At 68.2% G+C, this 15,112-nt stretch carries 20 protein-coding genes and 1 tRNA gene; 11 read left to right on the forward strand and 10 right to left on the reverse strand.

Annotated elements, in window-relative coordinates:
- Positions 1–6: 6 nt before the first annotated feature.
- From ACFQUV_RS23060 to ACFQUV_RS23070, 3 genes are all read left to right on the forward strand, one after another.
- Positions 7–1,125: a GGDEF domain-containing protein gene (locus tag ACFQUV_RS23060; RefSeq protein WP_129609567.1), complete on the forward strand. Its 1,119-nt coding sequence runs from the start codon at positions 7–9 to the stop codon at positions 1,123–1,125.
- Positions 1,126–1,309: 184 nt separating this feature from the next.
- A tRNA-Arg gene (locus ACFQUV_RS23065) sits at positions 1,310–1,386 on the forward strand.
- Positions 1,387–1,551: 165 nt separating this feature from the next.
- Entirely contained in the window at positions 1,552–1,806 is a 255-nt protein-coding gene (locus ACFQUV_RS23070; RefSeq protein WP_129609514.1) for a hypothetical protein, read from the forward strand.
- Between the two features lie 54 nt (positions 1,807–1,860).
- Here ACFQUV_RS23070 and ACFQUV_RS23075 read toward each other — a convergent pair whose 3' ends face one another.
- Positions 1,861–2,100: a hypothetical protein gene (locus ACFQUV_RS23075; protein WP_129609513.1), complete on the reverse strand. Its 240-nt coding sequence runs from the start codon at positions 2,098–2,100 to the stop codon at positions 1,861–1,863.
- Between the two features lie 40 nt (positions 2,101–2,140).
- On the opposite strand from ACFQUV_RS23075, the gene ACFQUV_RS23080 reads away from it, so the two are divergent.
- The 8 genes from ACFQUV_RS23080 to ACFQUV_RS23115 all read left to right on the forward strand — a co-directional run bounded on the left by ACFQUV_RS23080 (position 2,141) and on the right by ACFQUV_RS23115 (position 5,472).
- Complete coding sequence (locus tag ACFQUV_RS23080; RefSeq protein ID WP_129609512.1) at positions 2,141–2,452, forward strand: hypothetical protein; 312 nt, start codon at positions 2,141–2,143, stop codon at positions 2,450–2,452.
- A 91-nt stretch (positions 2,453–2,543) separates the two neighbouring features.
- Positions 2,544–2,735, forward strand: a complete 192-nt coding sequence (locus ACFQUV_RS23085) for a hypothetical protein (protein WP_129609511.1) — start codon at positions 2,544–2,546, stop codon at positions 2,733–2,735.
- A gap of 200 nt (positions 2,736–2,935) precedes the next feature.
- A complete protein-coding gene (locus ACFQUV_RS23090) occupies positions 2,936–3,205 on the forward strand; it encodes a hypothetical protein (protein WP_129609510.1) in 270 nt (89 codons plus the stop codon).
- A complete protein-coding gene (locus tag ACFQUV_RS23095; RefSeq protein ID WP_129609509.1) occupies positions 3,202–3,771 on the forward strand; it encodes a hypothetical protein in 570 nt (189 codons plus the stop codon). Before ACFQUV_RS23090 ends, ACFQUV_RS23095 begins: the two co-directional genes overlap by 4 nt.
- 111 nt (positions 3,772–3,882) lie before the next feature.
- Entirely contained in the window at positions 3,883–4,122 is a 240-nt protein-coding gene (locus tag ACFQUV_RS23100) for a hypothetical protein (RefSeq protein WP_129609508.1), read from the forward strand.
- A gap of 89 nt (positions 4,123–4,211) precedes the next feature.
- Positions 4,212–4,436 (forward strand): hypothetical protein, encoded by a 225-nt coding sequence (locus tag ACFQUV_RS23105; protein WP_129609507.1) that lies wholly within the window; start codon positions 4,212–4,214, stop codon positions 4,434–4,436.
- 5 nt (positions 4,437–4,441) lie between these two features.
- The gene (locus ACFQUV_RS23110) at positions 4,442–5,092 is read left to right on the forward strand and encodes a hypothetical protein (protein ID WP_129609506.1); all 651 of its coding nucleotides are present in this window, start codon (positions 4,442–4,444) and stop codon (positions 5,090–5,092) included.
- Positions 5,089–5,472, forward strand: a complete 384-nt coding sequence (locus tag ACFQUV_RS23115) for a hypothetical protein (protein WP_129609505.1) — start codon at positions 5,089–5,091, stop codon at positions 5,470–5,472. The genes ACFQUV_RS23110 and ACFQUV_RS23115 overlap by 4 nt, the downstream gene beginning before the upstream one ends.
- On the opposite strand, the gene ACFQUV_RS23120 is transcribed toward ACFQUV_RS23115, so the two are convergent.
- The 9 genes from ACFQUV_RS23120 to ACFQUV_RS23160 all read right to left on the reverse strand — a co-directional run bounded on the left by ACFQUV_RS23120 (position 5,473) and on the right by ACFQUV_RS23160 (position 15,111).
- Positions 5,473–5,766, reverse strand: coding sequence for a hypothetical protein (locus ACFQUV_RS23120; protein ID WP_129609504.1), 294 nt, complete (start codon positions 5,764–5,766; stop codon positions 5,473–5,475).
- A 70-nt stretch (positions 5,767–5,836) separates the two neighbouring features.
- A complete protein-coding gene (locus tag ACFQUV_RS23125) occupies positions 5,837–6,259 on the reverse strand; it encodes a hypothetical protein (protein WP_129609503.1) in 423 nt (140 codons plus the stop codon).
- Positions 6,235–6,678 carry a hypothetical protein gene (locus tag ACFQUV_RS23130; protein WP_129609502.1) on the reverse strand — a complete coding sequence of 148 codons (444 nt, stop codon included), beginning with the start codon at positions 6,676–6,678 and terminating at the stop codon, positions 6,235–6,237. Before ACFQUV_RS23130 ends, ACFQUV_RS23125 begins: the two co-directional genes overlap by 25 nt.
- 11 nt (positions 6,679–6,689) lie before the next feature.
- Entirely contained in the window at positions 6,690–8,435 is a 1,746-nt protein-coding gene (locus ACFQUV_RS23135) for a TIGR02594 family protein (protein ID WP_129609501.1), read from the reverse strand.
- A gap of 72 nt (positions 8,436–8,507) precedes the next feature.
- Positions 8,508–9,059 (reverse strand): DUF4376 domain-containing protein, encoded by a 552-nt coding sequence (locus ACFQUV_RS23140; RefSeq protein ID WP_129609500.1) that lies wholly within the window; start codon positions 9,057–9,059, stop codon positions 8,508–8,510.
- Positions 9,056–10,321, reverse strand: a complete 1,266-nt coding sequence (locus ACFQUV_RS23145; protein WP_129609499.1) for a hypothetical protein — start codon at positions 10,319–10,321, stop codon at positions 9,056–9,058. The genes ACFQUV_RS23140 and ACFQUV_RS23145 overlap by 4 nt, the downstream gene beginning before the upstream one ends.
- A 3-nt stretch (positions 10,322–10,324) precedes the next feature.
- Positions 10,325–10,771, reverse strand: coding sequence for a phage tail assembly chaperone (locus ACFQUV_RS23150; protein WP_207211496.1), 447 nt, complete (start codon positions 10,769–10,771; stop codon positions 10,325–10,327).
- A gap of 5 nt (positions 10,772–10,776) precedes the next feature.
- Complete coding sequence (locus tag ACFQUV_RS23155; RefSeq protein WP_378395824.1) at positions 10,777–14,325, reverse strand: host specificity factor TipJ family phage tail protein; 3,549 nt, start codon at positions 14,323–14,325, stop codon at positions 10,777–10,779.
- Positions 14,326–14,685: 360 nt separating this feature from the next.
- Positions 14,686–15,111 (reverse strand): hypothetical protein, encoded by a 426-nt coding sequence (locus ACFQUV_RS23160; RefSeq protein ID WP_129609496.1) that lies wholly within the window; start codon positions 15,109–15,111, stop codon positions 14,686–14,688.
- Position 15,112 lies beyond the last annotated feature (1 nt).

Below are 15,112 nucleotides of genomic sequence, written 5' to 3' on the forward strand. Positions count from 1 at the left end.
GGGGCATTGCGCATCCGGGTGTTCTCGCTGGCGATGTTCGTGTTCACCCTGCTGATCGCCTCCGAGTACTGGCGCGCCCGCAACCCCGAGCTGATGTCGCGCTGGCCCACCATCGTGATCCTGGTCGCCTACGGGGTCGCCTTCCTGGCCCGCATCCCGATCGCCGAGCGGCTGGTGCTGCCGGTGCAGCCCGATCCGATCGCCGACCTGGTGGTGCCGGTCGGCGCCGCCGCGCTGGTGCTGCATGTCTTCTGCCTGGCCTTTCTGGTGATGGCGATGGCCAAGGAGCGGCTGGAGCTGGAGCATCGGCGCAACGCGCTGGTCGACCCGCTGACCGGGGTCGCCAACCGGCGCGCCTTCTTCGAGCGCGGCGAGCGCATGCTGCGCCGGCTGCTGGCCGAGGGCGGCACCGCGGCGCTGCTGATGCTCGACCTCGACCAGTTCAAGCGCATCAACGACACCTTCGGGCACCAGACCGGGGACCGCGTGCTGTGCGCCTTCTGCGAGACGGCGGTGCGGGTGCTGCGCTCGACCGACCTGCTCGGGCGCACCGGCGGCGAGGAGTTCGCCTGCCTGCTGCCCGGCGCCACCCTGACCGAGGCGTTCGCCGTGGCGGAGCGCATCCGCACCGAGTTCGAGCGCTGCCGGCTGGCGCCGCTCGGGGCGGTCGGGCCGGCCTCGACGGTCAGCGTCGGGGTCGCCGTCACGTCCGATGCAGCCATCGATCTGGCGGCGCTGGTCGCGACCGCCGACAAGGCGCTGTACCGGGCCAAGGCGAACGGCCGCAACCGGGTCGAGACCGTCGGAGCCCTGATGGCGGGGGCACTGGCCGCAGCCGGGAGCGAGAGCGCAGGCACGGGGGCCACGCCGGCGGTGCCGGCCACTGCGGGCCCGGTGGCCACCCCCGCGGGAGCCGCGACCGGGGTGGCGGCTCCCGGAGTGATCGCGACAGGAGTGGCCGGGACAGGAGTGGCCGGGACAGGAGTGGCCGGGACAGCCACGACGGCTGCCGAGACGGGCCGCCGGGAGGCACGGCGTCCGACCCCCGAGACCGCACCGACCCCCGCCCTGGTGGCCCGCGCCGCCAGCCTGGCGCCTGCCCACGATCGGCCCGAGCCGGGCTGACCAATGCGGGCCCGCATCTTGACGTTTTCCGGGCCGGGTCGAGGCCGCGGCCTGCTCGCGTCCTCCGGCTTTCGTACCGAGTTGATGCCGTCCCCGCGCCTGCGCTCCCCTTCGCCATGCCGCAGTCGCTTTTCGGCGCCGATCGGCTATAAGACGGTCTCGGCGCCGCCCACCGGCGCCCGACGCGCTCGTAGCTCAGCCGGATAGAGCATCAGACTTCGAATCTGAGGGTCGGGAGTTCGAATCTCTCCGAGCGCGCCAGCCATCTCCGTGAAAAGCTATTGAAATACTTTATCTTTTCAGGAGTGAGAGCGACGCCGAAAATTGACTATCGAGAGAACGCAACGGGATCATCGTCGACCTACGGGGACTTTACGGGACCCTGAGTCCCGGAAAAAATCCCGGAACGTTCGACCGTCAAGCACAATGACCGACACCCGCGCCGCCATGACCCTCGGCAACATGCGCAGCCTCGGCGTGCGCTCGCTCGACGTGCATTGCCATGCCTGCGATCGCCGCGTGATCGTCCCGGCCGGTCGATGGAGCGACGAGGTGGAGATTCGCCGCCTGCGCTTCACCTGCCTCGCGTGCGGCGCGCGAGGTCGGCCGATCGATGTCCGCCCAGACTGGACGGAGATGCCGGTCCCGGGGAGCCGTCAGGGGTCGCGGGCGAGGGAGTGATCGAGCAGGCGGCGCACGGCCTCGGCGCGGCCCGGGGCAATGGCGCGCTCAGGATCAGCCGTGATCGGCAATGTCGCGCTCGATGGCGATCCTGATGCGCTCGGACAGCGACACCCCGGCCCGCGCTGCGGACCTCTCCGCCGCTGTTCGGACGGGCGCCGGCAGCCGCACCCCGATCGCCGGGGTCTGCCCGGTCGCCGGACGGCCGCCGCGATTTTTCTTGGGCTCGTCGCTAGTTTTTGTTTGACACTTTCTCATGAGTTCGTGTATAACAAAAACATCGAGAGTGATCAAGCCCGCGCCTCGGGGCCACGCTGAAGGCAGGAGAACCACGATGACCGCTACCTACACCGTCACCACCACCTTTGGATCGTTCCGCTTCTCGGCCGACCTCACCCAGGCTTCGGCACCGATTTACGACGAGGATGGCACCGCCACCCCGTATAGGACGGCTGACGCACGCCACTCGGCCGACCACGCCGCCGTTCTTCTGCTCGGCTACTATGGGCGCGACTACTGGCTGTCGCCCGACGTCATCCTCTCCGAGGACGAGGACGGCAACCAGCTGTTCGACGGACTGCGTGAGCGGCCCTATCTGTTTTCGCTCATCGTCTCTGTCGAGGCCGATCCGGGCGAGCGCGACTGATCAGTATCGAGTAGGTGCCCGGGGCAATGACAGCGCCCCGGGCGTCCCGCCTCAGAGCGGGGCGCCCACCACGCAGCGTCAGGAGCGTCGAATGCCTCGCTGGACCGCCGTCATCATCTACCGATCCCAGGCCGGCATCGTCGATGTCGTGCATGACATCGACGAAATTTGCGATCTGGACAACCTGGTGGAGCGTGGTCCGGACTGGGACACGATCGAGTCGATCACGATCCGCCGCACGGGCGGAGATCGGCTGACCCTGGAGGAGGCGTCCAGCCGATGACCTCCGCCAGATACGTCGAGCACGTCACCATGACGACGGGCGATGTGCGGCGGACTCTGCGGTCGGAGGTCGCCGACCGTGATGTCGCCGTCTGCTCGGCGTTGCTGCGGCGCGTGCTGTCCCGGACGGTCTCGGCATCCACGGTGCCGATACCGCGCCGCCCGGGCTACTCGCTCGGGGGCCGAGCCGCTGGTGGCTGCATGGCAGCCACCGTTTGGGCGGACGGGCCGCCGTCGGTGGTGATCGCCACCATCGGCATCGCCACACGCTCGCTCTGTGGCGCGCGGCTCTGGCGCGATCTGCACCGCTATGGATCGGGGCCGGTCGTCACCGATCCAGCGTGGTGCCCGCCAGAGCCGTGGCTCGCGGTGGCGCTGGAGCGCGGTATCGTCGCCCATGTGGACGCGACCGACTGGCTCGGCGACTTCGAGCGCTGCTTGGCCTGGGCATTTCTGGAGCTGCGGTCATGAGCGAGGCGATCTGGTACGCCATGTACGACGAGGACGGCTCGCCGCCGAAGTGCGACCGGCTGACCAGGATGCCGCGGGTCGAGCAGCTCGGCATGGCCCTCGATCTCGCGATCGCCCTCTACACCGGAGCGGTGTCATACCGCCCAATTGGTCAGATTTCAGCGACGGGCGAGACGTACTGGTATTGGCCCGACCGCCGCCGCAAATACGATGGCTGGTGGCTCCTGCCGGCGCGGACGGTCACGCTGGCACGCCGGGCGACCAGATACGCCGAGGCCCGCGCCATGGAGCCCCCGCCGATCGGGCCGGCGCGGGCGGGAGACCTGCGGGCCTATCTGGCCAGCCTCCCGGGGGCTCCGCCCTCGGCCGCCGAGAGACCCGAGATGGACGTGCGCTCCCGGGTCATCGTCCACCTGGAGCGACTGCGTCGCGCCGCCCACCGTGCGCGGCGCCGCGTCGAGCGGCACGGCTACATCCCGGAGTATATGCCGGCGCCCCGGACGATCGAATGGCCGGCCGACCCCTGGCGCGGCCGGCCGAAATGGCGGCGCGCGACTTGGCGCTAGTTTTTGTTTGACACTTTCTCATGATTTCTGTATAACAAAAACATCGAGAGTGACCAAACCCGCGCCTCGGGGCACATCAGGGGCGCCAACCAGAGATCTAGGGGCGAGACAATGACCTATTACATCCACTACAGCACGGCCAGTCACGACTGGCACGACGAGTACTCCTCACTTGAGGAGGCCCGCCGCGCCTTCGCAGGGGCGTACGAAGCCTATAAACGTCAGCTTGCATACATATCAGACTCCGACGACAGACACGGAGAAGTAATCGAAGACGCCCGTTCCATTAAGGAATGGGCGAAAGCCAAAAACGTCGATCTTTACGACGACGGCGCTCCCGGCACGTACTGACGCCCGCCTGGTCAGCAGGCACCCGGGGCGCAACGCCCCGGGCATCTCAATGAGTCAGTGCCTCAGGGATCTCAGGAGCGGAGACCACGATGATGACCTACACGATCACCAGCGACGACACCGGGCGCAGTTTTTCGTACCCGTCTGAGGACGCCTACAATCGGGCGATCGAGTGGTACAATCGCACAGGGAAGGCCGCCATCTCCTATTGCGAGGCGCGCGGCATCGACCTGCGCGATCATGAGCAGCCTGGCAGGCTGGTCGACGATTGGGCGGACATCGCCATGGAGCTTTGGGCGCGCGAGGAGCGCTAACTACCATGCAATGGCAAGCTTACAACACCGTGTATACGATCTATCCTTCTTCGCGGCCTGACGGAAAAATCGAGTGTTGGGGCGCTCCTCCTCTGTCAGGGTATCCGTCTCAGTTGTTCGCGGTGTGCGACGATACACCGGACAACCGAGACGGCCTTTACAACATCAGCTATGTGACGACCCCCCGGCTGAGGCGAGCAGCGCTCGCCAAGCTGCCCGGCTACGAGCCGCCCGAGTGGATCACCGACACACGAGTGTCGATCTGGATCTACACGAATAAGAGAGAGAGGATCGCGGTCTTCGAGACCACTGACTTCCAGGAGGCCGTTCGATTAGCAATCGGCCGTCGAATGCTCGCACGCGGCAATCTGACACTGATCCGCGTCAAGGATATGGTCGATCTTGCCGACGACGTCGATCCGCGACCTGAATACTGGCGTATTATTCAGCCGCGCATTGAATACGCATTCAATTCCGCAACCCCAATTGAAATCATGGGGCAAATAACACAGTACTGCCCTTATAGTTTCCGAAAGGAAGTATGGGAGAAGGTTCATCAAATGGATATGAACGAACAGTTGGACGCAATCAGGACGCTGAGATCCACATTCGATGTGGATCGAACTTCTGAATTCGAGCCTATTCGGTTCCGATGATGAGTTCCGCGCCGCAGTGGCGGCCGATCACAATCAGCAACCGCGCCGCCAAGGAGATGGATCGCGTCGGCGGCGCGGAATTGATTCTCCCGTGGCCGGACGGGCTGCCGCCCGGCCCGCCTCCCCGGCCGCGCCGAGACGCCTCGGCGGCCGAGCACGCGGCCGCCAAGCAAATCGTCCGCGCTGCGTGCCGAGCCCGTGGCCTCGTGCCCGTGCGCAGCTTCGCGGCGCTGGAGCGCCGCCCTCACGACTTTGCCCGACCAGAGACTATCGAGCAGCACCTCGTGGTGCTGATCATCGGCGCCCGGTGGGTGCACGCCACGGGCGGCCCAAAGCCTGGCGTTTGCTGGGCGCGGGTCGATCAGATCGAGCGCGTGTAGCTACGGCCACCACCCGAGGCGGCTTCCGGCCGCCGCGAGCTGCGCCAGGGCATCGATGGTCCGCTTGCCCTGGCCGCGGACCGAGCGATAGCGCCGCGTCGCAGGCACGTAGCATTTCCTCGACTTGTCGTAGCGCATCGCGTCCGGATGCTGCCGGATAAACGACCTGATGTCGCCGGACGCCTGCGACATCGAGATGCCGAAGCGCTCGACGAGATCCGCGCGCACCACGCGGCCGCGCGCGAGCAACAACAGATCGATGAAATCGAGGCGCGCTTCCTCGGCCCACGTCATGGCGGCAATCCGTCTTGTTTCTGCGACCATTTTTTAGCGCCACCGCGGGGCGCCGATCAAGCCACTCCCCTCACCTCTCCCGCAGGTCATCGACCGCCCGGCGCGTCTCGCGGACCTCGTCGATGGCGCGATCAATCCGCGCCTCGATCCGGTCGGTCGCCCGACTGAGCTTGTCGCTCATGTCGCCGTGGTGGCGGCCGAGCGCCTGGAACAGCCGCTCCGTCGCGCGGCCGTGCTCGGCCAGCGCCGCCTCGATCCGGTCGAGCCGCTCCGGTGCGGCTCGCTCCGCCGCAAATCGCTCGGCCAACTCGCAACCGATGGCGTCACGCGCCTCGGCCGACAGCTTGGGCGCACGCTGCTGCCGCGCCTCGGCCTGGGCACGCCGATAGCCGATCCACGCCAGGATTATGGCGCCGAGCGACCCGCCGCCCATGATGGTGCCGATCCAGCTCAGCGCCTCGCTGGCCGTCAGCCCGCCGATCTGGTCCGCCATCGCGCGAGAGCCCCCGACCGATAGGAGTCGCCAGCACCTCGCACCACGGAGGCGGCCTCGAACGCCGCGAAGACGGGGTAGAACGCGATGGCGCTGGGCAGCGCCTCGGGATCGGCGCCGAGCCACAGCAGCCCGGCGAGGCCGAGCCACCAGCCGAGCCCCCACGCCGCGCCGCCGGCCCGCAGCAACGGCGAGCGCCGCCATCGACCGTTGATCCACAGGGCCGCGGCGCGCATGGCGCCGATCGCGATGGAGAGGCCGGCCCACGCCGCCTCAGGCGCGAGCGTCACCAACGCTCGGAAGCCGGAGAGGTGCAGCGTCTCGCCCGGCAGCGCCACCGCGATGCCCCAGGCGATCATCAGGGCGGCCAGCATCCATTCGGTGAGCCGCGCCTGCGCGGCGCCCGCGCGATCCGGCACGGCCGCCTCCCTCACTGGTCCGCCCGCGTCAGCACGCCCTGGCGGAACAGCACGACGAGCCGCAGCACGCCGGTGGCGGCGCGGAACACCAGCCACAGCCCGGCCGCGATGGCGAGCAGCCACCAGTGGGAGACGCACCACTGCACGACGCCGATCGCCGTGGTGGCGATCGAGCCGATCGCGGCCGCGGTGTCCTGCACGCCCTGGAGCGTCTCGCGGGCTTGATCGAGCACGCCGGACTCCGCGATGCCGCCGACCACGCCGCCGAGCCCCAGCGCCCGGCCGAGCCACCCGATCTGGTCGAGCGCCTGCACCTGAGTCGAGCCCTGCTGTCGCAGATCCCGGGCGGTGGCGGCGGCGCGGCTCGCCGCGATCTCGCGCGGCCCGGACTTGGCGAGCGCGGCCCGCAGCTCGTCGTCCACATGGTCGCCGGCCGGCAGCCCGCGCTCGGCCCGGAACGTCCTGATCGCCGCCGCGGTGTTGGGGCCGGCGAGACCGTCCGGCCGGCCGACCATCGTCCAGCCGCGCGCAGCCAGCATCACCTGGAGATCGTAGAGCGCCGGGTCGCCCAGCGGCGCGAGCCCGGGCCGCGCCACGGGAGCCGGCGGCGCCGCCACCGGCGGGTCCCGACCGACCAGCGCGCCGAGCAGCGTCCGCCACAGGCCCGGCCGGTCCGGCAGGGCGATCGGCGTGGGGACGGTGGTGACGGCGGGGCCGGCCGTCCGCATCGCACCAGCGGGCTTTGCCGGCCCGGCAGGGGCTATCCGGCGCCCAGCCTCAGGCGTGCGGAACAGCCAGGCGTCGGCCGACCCGGCGCGGAACATCTCGTGCGCCGCCCGCCATTGCTCGTCGGTCAACTGGCCCCCCCTGCCCGCCTCGCGCCGGGCGATCGCCTTGAGCAGTGGGATCGCCTGATCGGGATCGTCGACCATCTCGCGCGTGAGGATCGCATCCGGATCGTAGCCCGGCACACCGAAGCCGTTGGCGCCGGTCCACTTGGTGCCGGCAGCGCCGATCGTCATGCCGACATATCTGCGGGCGAGCAGGTCGAAGTTCGCCGCCGCGCCGTTCACCGGCGACGGAAAATGAGCGATCTGGTGCCCGCCGCCGATCAGGCCGTAGCCGAGCTGGCCGAAGCGCGCTGCTTCGCGACTCGGGTACTGAGCGCCGGGGTTGCAGTAGCGGATCGATGCCGGGCGTCCGTCGGCCGGCACGTCCCGATGCAGCGTCGCAGTGGACGGGTCGGTGGAGCGGCCGACGTCGGACAGCGCGCCGACAGGAGCGGCCGGAATCCCGACCGCGCTCGGCTCGTCGCTCGGCCACCGCGCCGCCAGGAACCGGCTCTTGGCGATCTTGGTGAGGTTGATCGCGTCGTCCTGATTGCCGCCGCGGACGAGATAGTGTGTCTTCGTCTCGCTCTCGTAGAGCGCGACGTGGCCCCCTTCGCCGCGCGTGAACACCATGACGCAACCGAGCCGCGGTTCTGTCTTGCGCCCCCATGCCGCCCAGTTGCGCGCCCAGAGATAGCCGTCCGGCGGGCGGTGGCCGGCTAGCGCCATGACGTAGGCGACGGTCTGGCCGCACCACGCGATGGAGTCGTGAGTGTAGGTCCTGGAGTAGCTGGACAGCTCCGGGAACCTCCGGGCGATTTCGGCCGACCAACCGACGATCACCGGGTTGTCGGCGCCGCCCGGAACCTCACGGGTGCCGTCCAGGGCTCGCATCGCGGCGAGCCAATCCGGGATCTTGTCGGCCATGCTCGTGCTCCATGTCCCGGCGCGCGGCCGGCTGTGGTCCTGATCAGATTGTGCGGGGTTGGTTGCAGCGCCCTACTCCGCTGCGCCGACCGCCGCGAAGGCGGCGTCGATCTCGGCCGCGGTCGTGATCGAGCCGGCCGCGATGCCTGCGAGCACCGCAGCCTCAGCCGCGTAGCAGGCGCGCACATGTGCGCGCGCCGCCGTCGCGAGCGCAGAGAAGTCCGCATTGCTGACCGCACGGAATGCGCCATCGGCGAACTTCCAGCCGTCGCCGTCGTCGCGGACCCCGAGTGAGATTGCCTGCAACTCGGCCAGATACTTGGTCTGGCTGGTCGCGTCGGTGTGGATCGGCCAGCCGCTCCACGTCGTCCCACCCGTCTCGCGCCGCCATCGTGCGTCGGCCGCGTAGGCGGCGAGGTCGACATGCGGCCCCCGCAGCCCGTAGACGACCAGCACGTCGCTCAGATCCTGCTCTGTCGCGATCCGCGTGGCTACGCCGCCGGCATCGCGCCAAGCCGCATAGTCAGCGTCATTCGTCGGCACGTAGGCGCCGCGGGCGCTCGACCACACGCGCGTCTCGTCACCGGCGACGATCCAGTAGTGGTCCTGCGGGGTCCAGATCATGAGTACTGTCCATATGGAGAGACGCCGAAATTGGTGCCACTGCCGGCAGCATCGCCGGGGAAGTAATTGGCGCCACCGCCAATGGTCGAAATCTGGCCACCAAATTGAGCCACGTAGCGCACGCCCGTCGCCCCACCAAAAAACGTGATCACGCCGGCATCGATGATCCCGGTTCCCTTTTGCGCAAGCGCAAAGCAACCAAGGAAGCTTGGAGTGCCGGTGAGCGTGATCGTGCGGTCGCCGAGGTATATCAACCCGCCATCTGCGACGGCGTGGTAGAGCGCGCCTCCTGAGATCGAGTATGGCTGCCCTGCCGTACCTTGCACCCGCGCACCGAACTGCGCACCGATGTGATGACCGGCGCTCGCGCCAAAGTCGAGCTTGTGGAACGACACCGTAGTCATGGCCCCGATGGCGGTGATCGATCCGGCGCCGGCCACGGGACAGAGAAGCTTCATTCCACGCAGGAACCAGGCGCCGACCACCGAGTCGGCGCGGAAGCACCACGCAGTCGATCCCGTGATCGTCACATTGGCCGGTGTCGTCTCATCCCCGATGATCGTCACCGATGAAGCGCCGAGGATGCTCTTGAGATTGACCGACTCCGTGTGCGAGCCTGTCACTTGGATGATCACTGCCTGACCCGCGCAATCGAGCATGGCTGCGGTATCAACAGCTTTCTGGATCGTCCGGAACGCGCCGCCGGTCGTGTTGGTGAGCCCCGTGTTGGTGTCGCTCCCGTCGGTCCTGACATAGTAGGTGCGAGTCGACGTTAGCAGCTCGCGCGGCGCGGCGGCGGCGGGCAGCTTGGCCGTGTTGGCAACGGGGTCGATCGTCAACCACGGGATGTCGTCGGCACCGTCGTGATAGTTGATCTGATGCGCCGTCGCAGAGACGATCTTGCGCCACAGCGCGCCCGCCGCGACACTCTGTGGCCGCGACGCGCCGGACGGCAACAGACCAGCGTCGATCCGCGACAGGATCGCGCGTTGCAGCTCCTGCGTCTCCGCCGCCTCATAACGGATCGGGCTGGTCGGCAGGATCGCGTATGCCACGCCGCTCCGGCTTTGCCCTGCCCACGGCAGATAGAGACGCAACGACGTATGCGACAACACCTCCTCGACCGCGCCGAGGAGCCCATCGAGGCTGACCATGTCGCCGACCTCGATCGTCGACGCCCACAGCGTGCCGAGGCCCGTGACGGTGTCGCTCCCCGCCGTGACCGAAATCGTGCCGGTGGTGTAGGGCTCGCCGAGCGCCATGTGTCAGGTCTCCGATTGGTCGATCGTGCGGGTGGCGCCATCCGGGCGCGCGGGCCACGCCGCGATCATCTCGCCGGCCGTCTGGTGACGACCGAGATCACGCAGCGCCGCGCGGTATGTTAGCCATGCCGAGCGTGTGTCCTCAGCCATGGGGCGATCAGGCACGACCATCACGTCGGTCGCATCCAGTTCGGCGTTGCGCGCCGTCCTGACGTACATCAGCCGTCGCAGCCCGGCCTGCGGATCGGGCGACGGCTCCAGCACAGCCACCGGGATGCGCGGCGGGCCGATCGCGACCGACTCGGCCGATAGCGCGACGACACGCATCCCGATCCACTCATCGCCGGGGCCCAATGCCGCGACGGCGGCGCCGTCCAGCGCCTGGGCGGCGCCGCCATCAATTACCTGGATGATTACCCCATCTAACGGATTGAAATGAATATACCGCATCATCGTCACCGTTTGAACGCTGCGAGCGACACTGTGTTCGGCGTTTCGGTCAGCCCACCCCAATCACCAGCCTGAAATTGCAGGGTGATCTGTATTGTGTCAGTGCCGCCGGACGCGGTGTGATGGTAGGTCGAGTCAATCGTGTAGCGCGGGCCCCAAGTTCCAGGAGCAACGGCGATCCCGCCCGACGCATTGACGAGGGTGCCAGCTATCCATAGCCTGACAGATATTGCTATTGTATTTGTATTAACATTTCCGAACCTATACGACGCGGCCCAAAAGATCGGTATAATCTCTCCAGCCGGCGCGGACACTTGAATTTGCACACTAATCGCCGTAGTCCAGTTTGGGTTAATTGCTATACCGCCACCACCAATACCTGGAGACTCAATAGCTCTGTATACTCCTACCGCGCCGCCCTTGATATTGATCGTATCAACCGTAAGCGCCTTGATGTTGGCGCTCTGCGTGATGATCTCGTTCGCCCCGACCTTCTCGGCGGTGATGGATCCGGCCGCGATGTGCCCGGCCTTGACTGATCCGGCCTTGAGCGTCCCGTTGAAAGCGAAGGTCGGGACACCGTCCTCGACCACGGCGACGAAGGCCGGCACCGCCGCCTCGGGGCCATTGCTGCCGAGCGCGATGGTGAAGGTGTCGACCGTGAACGCGACGCCGGCCGTGGTGCCGTCGTCGAACAGGTAGAGCGACTGAACGCGCCGGCCGGCGTCGACCTTGACGCCCCAGATCGCGCCGAGCTTGCCATCGACGTCGGCCACCGCGGCCTGCACCTGCTGGACCGACGCCTCCAGAGTGCCGAAGCGCGCCGTCACCGTCGTGCTCAGCGAGGCCAGCGCCGCAGTGTTGCTCGTCGCCACGGTCTGCACTGTCGAGATGCCGGCCCACGCCTGTTCCGACTGCGATTGCAGATCGCTCTTGATCTGCTGGCGATCACGCCACGTCGCCGCGTCGACCTCGGCCGCCAGCGCCGCGACACGCTGGATCAGCGTCTCGATGGCCCGTTGCGACGCGCCGACCCGCTCGGTCACGTAGCGCCGCAGCCCCTCCTCCATGTTCTCCGGCGCGACCGTCGCGGCGAATGTCGTGAACATCGTGAACACGGTCGGCCCGGGCGATCCAGCGGTGCCGATCGCGTAGGCCAGCACCTTGACCTGTGCGCCAGGCTCGTGGCGGATCTGGTAGCTCCCCGACGTGACGAGCCCGTCCGACACCTCCTCCCAGGTCGCGCCGTCGTCATAGGAGAGCATGACGACATAGCTCGCCGCGCCGCGCGCCGTGCCGCAAGCCCACTCCATTGCGAGGTTGGCCGCCTTCGCGATGCACCGCGCCCGCACCCATGGCACGGTCGGATAGGCGGGATCGGCGGCGTCGCCGATCGACGGCACCACGGGCTCCGGCGGCAGCGGCTCGGCGAGCGCGGTCCACACCTCCGGCGCGTCGTGGCGGCACTCGATCTCGATCGCGTCCAGACCGCTCGGCCGCACCGAGCGCACCAGATAGGACCGCTGGAGCACGGCGAGCGGCCCGACCCGGACCGTCGTCATGTCCTCGTTGTCGTGGGCCAGCACATCACTGAACGACTGGCCGTGGAATGCCTCGACCGCCGCGACGTCGGCGGCATCGAGCGCGATGACGTTCGGCGCCTCCGGATCGGGCTGCGTGACCTTGACCGGCCCCCAATCGCGTCCGCGCCGGTCCCGCAGATAGGCGTAGGTGTCGGCGCCGACCTCCATGGCGGTATCGAGCGCGAGATCGAGCCCGTCGCGGGCCATCACGCCGCCGGTGCGAGCGCTCTCCAGGAACCAGACGTCCGCGACGATCGGATCGCCGCGGCCGACGAGACGTCCTTGCCGATCGGTGGTGAACGTGCGGCTCTGCCGGCGGTAGAAGGCTGCGGCCGCCCGATAGGTCGCGTAGCGGGCGGCATGGCTCCACGATGCGATGCCCTCCGCCTTGATGCGCTGGGGCGTCTGGGTCGCGGCGCCGATCGTCCGTCGCACCTCGCGACGACGGCGCGGGTCGGCATCCGGATGATACTCGACGATGACATCGGCCGGTCCATCGTCCCGCGCAATCTGAAACTCGGCCATCGAGGTGCCGCGCTTGATCTGCCGTCGCGTAAAGACGTGTTTGCGCACCACCTTGGGCTCGTCACGGACCAGCGACCAGATGGACGCGATGACGACAGGCTCGGCACGCAGCGGGCCGAGCACCACGCTGGCCACTTCCTGCACGGGTACCGGACCGCGGATCACACCGTCGAACGTGTCGTCCTCGACGAGCGAAGCGGCGCGCGCCGCGATGGTGGTGACGTCGACGCGATAGTCCGGTAGACCCTCTCCATAGTCTGCCGTCATCACGTCCAGATAGGCCCACACCGCCTTGCGGGTCGGCTGCTCCGTCCACGTCTCTGTGTCGCTGTCCCAGACCCGCAGGATGCGCGTCGCCTTGACCCAGACGTCGGCGAACGCGGTGACGCCGAGCGCCTTTCCGGAGCGGATGCGCAGCGCGATCTCGGTGACGTGGGGACGGACGATCGTCTCTGGAAAGTGAGATCGCAGCCCGGACCAGACGACCGTGTTGACCAGGATATCCCTGTATGGCTGCGCATTTTGCGCGCGCACCAGATAACGGCCAGGAGCGACATCGAATGAGCGCGTGAACCTCTGGGCTCGGCTCCAGTAATGCGTGCCGCCATTGACGTGCAGCGTCGCCCACGGGCCGGTCGGGACGTCGTCCTGATCACACGGCGCGATCTGAAACACCACGCTCCAATTGCCCGGGTAGTTCGGCTCGCTGGTTCCGGTATTGGCTACCCCCATGGGCAGTTCGTAATCGAGCTGAATCTTGCTCGTCGTGCGGCCCGGCTCGCACGACGCGAACGGGCCGGACCATGACGGATTCTCTCCGGGCCGCGGGAGCTCGATGCCGACGACGCTGGGGTGGCTGTAGACCGAGCCCGGCACCAGCGTCGACGTGCCGCCCGGCGGAATGATCTCGACCGCCGTCAGCCCCACATTGGTGCCGCCCTCTCCAGAGACGAATCCGAGGCTGTCGCCACGCCCGCCACCGCCGCCACCGCCCGGCACGGTGTTGAACGGCGGCTGCACGCCGCCGGCCTTGGTCCACAGGACCGACTTTCCGACGTGGATTTCCTCCACGTCGTAACGGCCGACGCCGAGCGTCATCTTCTTGTAGAGGATCTGATCCTCGCCGTCGAACTGCGTGTAATCGGGCTGTGTGAGATCGGGCTGCGACCAGAAGCGGCCGTACCCAACCGGGATGCGGTCTCCCTGCCGCGGCAGGTTGCCACCACCCGAGACGCCGTAGACCGGCCGCGTGTCGCTGTCCTGGCTGTTGGCCTTGGCCCTGGTGGCGAGCGAGATCGCGTAGGCGCCGCCAACGACAAGTCCGGCCTGTAGCATGTAGTTGGCAGCGAGAAATGCGTTCCCGGACAGCAGGAGCCCTGTCGCCGATGATGCGCCGGCAAGGAGAGCGGGCGCGGCGTACGGAGCAATCGCGGCGAGCGCCAACATCGCGACGGCCGAGCCGATCTGCTTCGCCGTGCTCTGCCCTCCGGCTCCGCCACCGCCGAGGGGAATATAGGTGATCAAGACGATCTCGTCGGGCCGGACCAGCGTGGTCGCCCACGCCGCCCGCAACACCACGGTGTGATCCTCCGGCGCGACCGGCTCGCCGGGCCGATGCACCGACACCATGTGGGGCCGGCGGGGATCGGCGCAGCGGGCCATCACGGCCGCGAGGGTGCGCCGGCGGCGCGAGAGCCGGATCGGCTCGCCGACGGGGGTGCCCATCACGGTGCGGGCGATCACGGTCGCGCCAGGGCGCCGCGCCTTGCGGGCGCGGGTGGGCTGCTCAGGTGTGGTCATGATGTCTCAGTCGATCGGGACGAACCAGGTCGGCACCCAGCCGCGCGCCGCGAGCTGGGGCAGCGTGTCGAGGACGACGCCGTGAGGGTCGGCGCTATGGAGGCAGCCGCCGCCATCGAGGTCGAGCCACACCCCGGCATGGATCAGCATGTCGCGCGGTGCGGCGGCGCGGCGCATCAGCGCCACGGCGCCGTGCACGGGCGTCGCCGCCGGGCGCCACCGGCGCCGCTCGTCGTGCTCGGCGAACAGCCTGGCGCGCGCCTGGCGCCCCTCTGCCCCCGGTGGTGGCGCCACGTCGACGACAGCCGGCAGCACGCGGCCGAACAGATCGCGCTGCACGTCGCACACCAGTCGCCAGCAGTGGCGACCGTCGCGAGCCCAGGGTTGATTGATCAGCCCTGAGACGTAAGCTGCGATGGCTGGCTCATGCATA

Origin of the sequence: Rhodoplanes sp. P11, assembly GCF_964266735.1 — a bacterium.
Taxonomy (GTDB): domain Bacteria; phylum Pseudomonadota; class Alphaproteobacteria; order Rhizobiales; family Xanthobacteraceae; genus Rhodoplanes; species Rhodoplanes serenus.

Coding starts and splice junctions, on each gene's coding strand:
- ACFQUV_RS23125 (WP_129609503.1), bottom strand. CDS start 6,259: ATGGCGGACCAGATCGGCGGGCTGACGGCCAGCGAGGCGCTGAGCTGG.
- ACFQUV_RS23160 (WP_129609496.1), bottom strand. CDS start 15,111: ATGCATGAGCCAGCCATCGCAGCTTACGTCTCAGGGCTGATCAATCAA.
- ACFQUV_RS23115 (WP_129609505.1), top strand. CDS start 5,089: ATGATGAGTTCCGCGCCGCAGTGGCGGCCGATCACAATCAGCAACCGC.
- ACFQUV_RS23090 (WP_129609510.1), top strand. CDS start 2,936: ATGGCAGCCACCGTTTGGGCGGACGGGCCGCCGTCGGTGGTGATCGCC.
- ACFQUV_RS23120 (WP_129609504.1), bottom strand. CDS start 5,766: ATGACGTGGGCCGAGGAAGCGCGCCTCGATTTCATCGATCTGTTGTTG.
- ACFQUV_RS23150 (WP_207211496.1), bottom strand. CDS start 10,771: ATGCGGTATATTCATTTCAATCCGTTAGATGGGGTAATCATCCAGGTA.
- ACFQUV_RS23145 (WP_129609499.1), bottom strand. CDS start 10,321: ATGGCGCTCGGCGAGCCCTACACCACCGGCACGATTTCGGTCACGGCG.
- ACFQUV_RS23085 (WP_129609511.1), top strand. CDS start 2,544: ATGCCTCGCTGGACCGCCGTCATCATCTACCGATCCCAGGCCGGCATC.
- ACFQUV_RS23110 (WP_129609506.1), top strand. CDS start 4,442: ATGCAATGGCAAGCTTACAACACCGTGTATACGATCTATCCTTCTTCG.
- ACFQUV_RS23140 (WP_129609500.1), bottom strand. CDS start 9,059: ATGATCTGGACCCCGCAGGACCACTACTGGATCGTCGCCGGTGACGAG.
- ACFQUV_RS23155 (WP_378395824.1), bottom strand. CDS start 14,325: ATGTTGGCGCTCGCCGCGATTGCTCCGTACGCCGCGCCCGCTCTCCTT.
- ACFQUV_RS23100 (WP_129609508.1), top strand. CDS start 3,883: ATGACCTATTACATCCACTACAGCACGGCCAGTCACGACTGGCACGAC.
- ACFQUV_RS23080 (WP_129609512.1), top strand. CDS start 2,141: ATGACCGCTACCTACACCGTCACCACCACCTTTGGATCGTTCCGCTTC.
- ACFQUV_RS23135 (WP_129609501.1), bottom strand. CDS start 8,435: ATGGCCGACAAGATCCCGGATTGGCTCGCCGCGATGCGAGCCCTGGAC.
- ACFQUV_RS23070 (WP_129609514.1), top strand. CDS start 1,552: ATGACCGACACCCGCGCCGCCATGACCCTCGGCAACATGCGCAGCCTC.
- ACFQUV_RS23105 (WP_129609507.1), top strand. CDS start 4,212: ATGATGACCTACACGATCACCAGCGACGACACCGGGCGCAGTTTTTCG.
- ACFQUV_RS23095 (WP_129609509.1), top strand. CDS start 3,202: ATGAGCGAGGCGATCTGGTACGCCATGTACGACGAGGACGGCTCGCCG.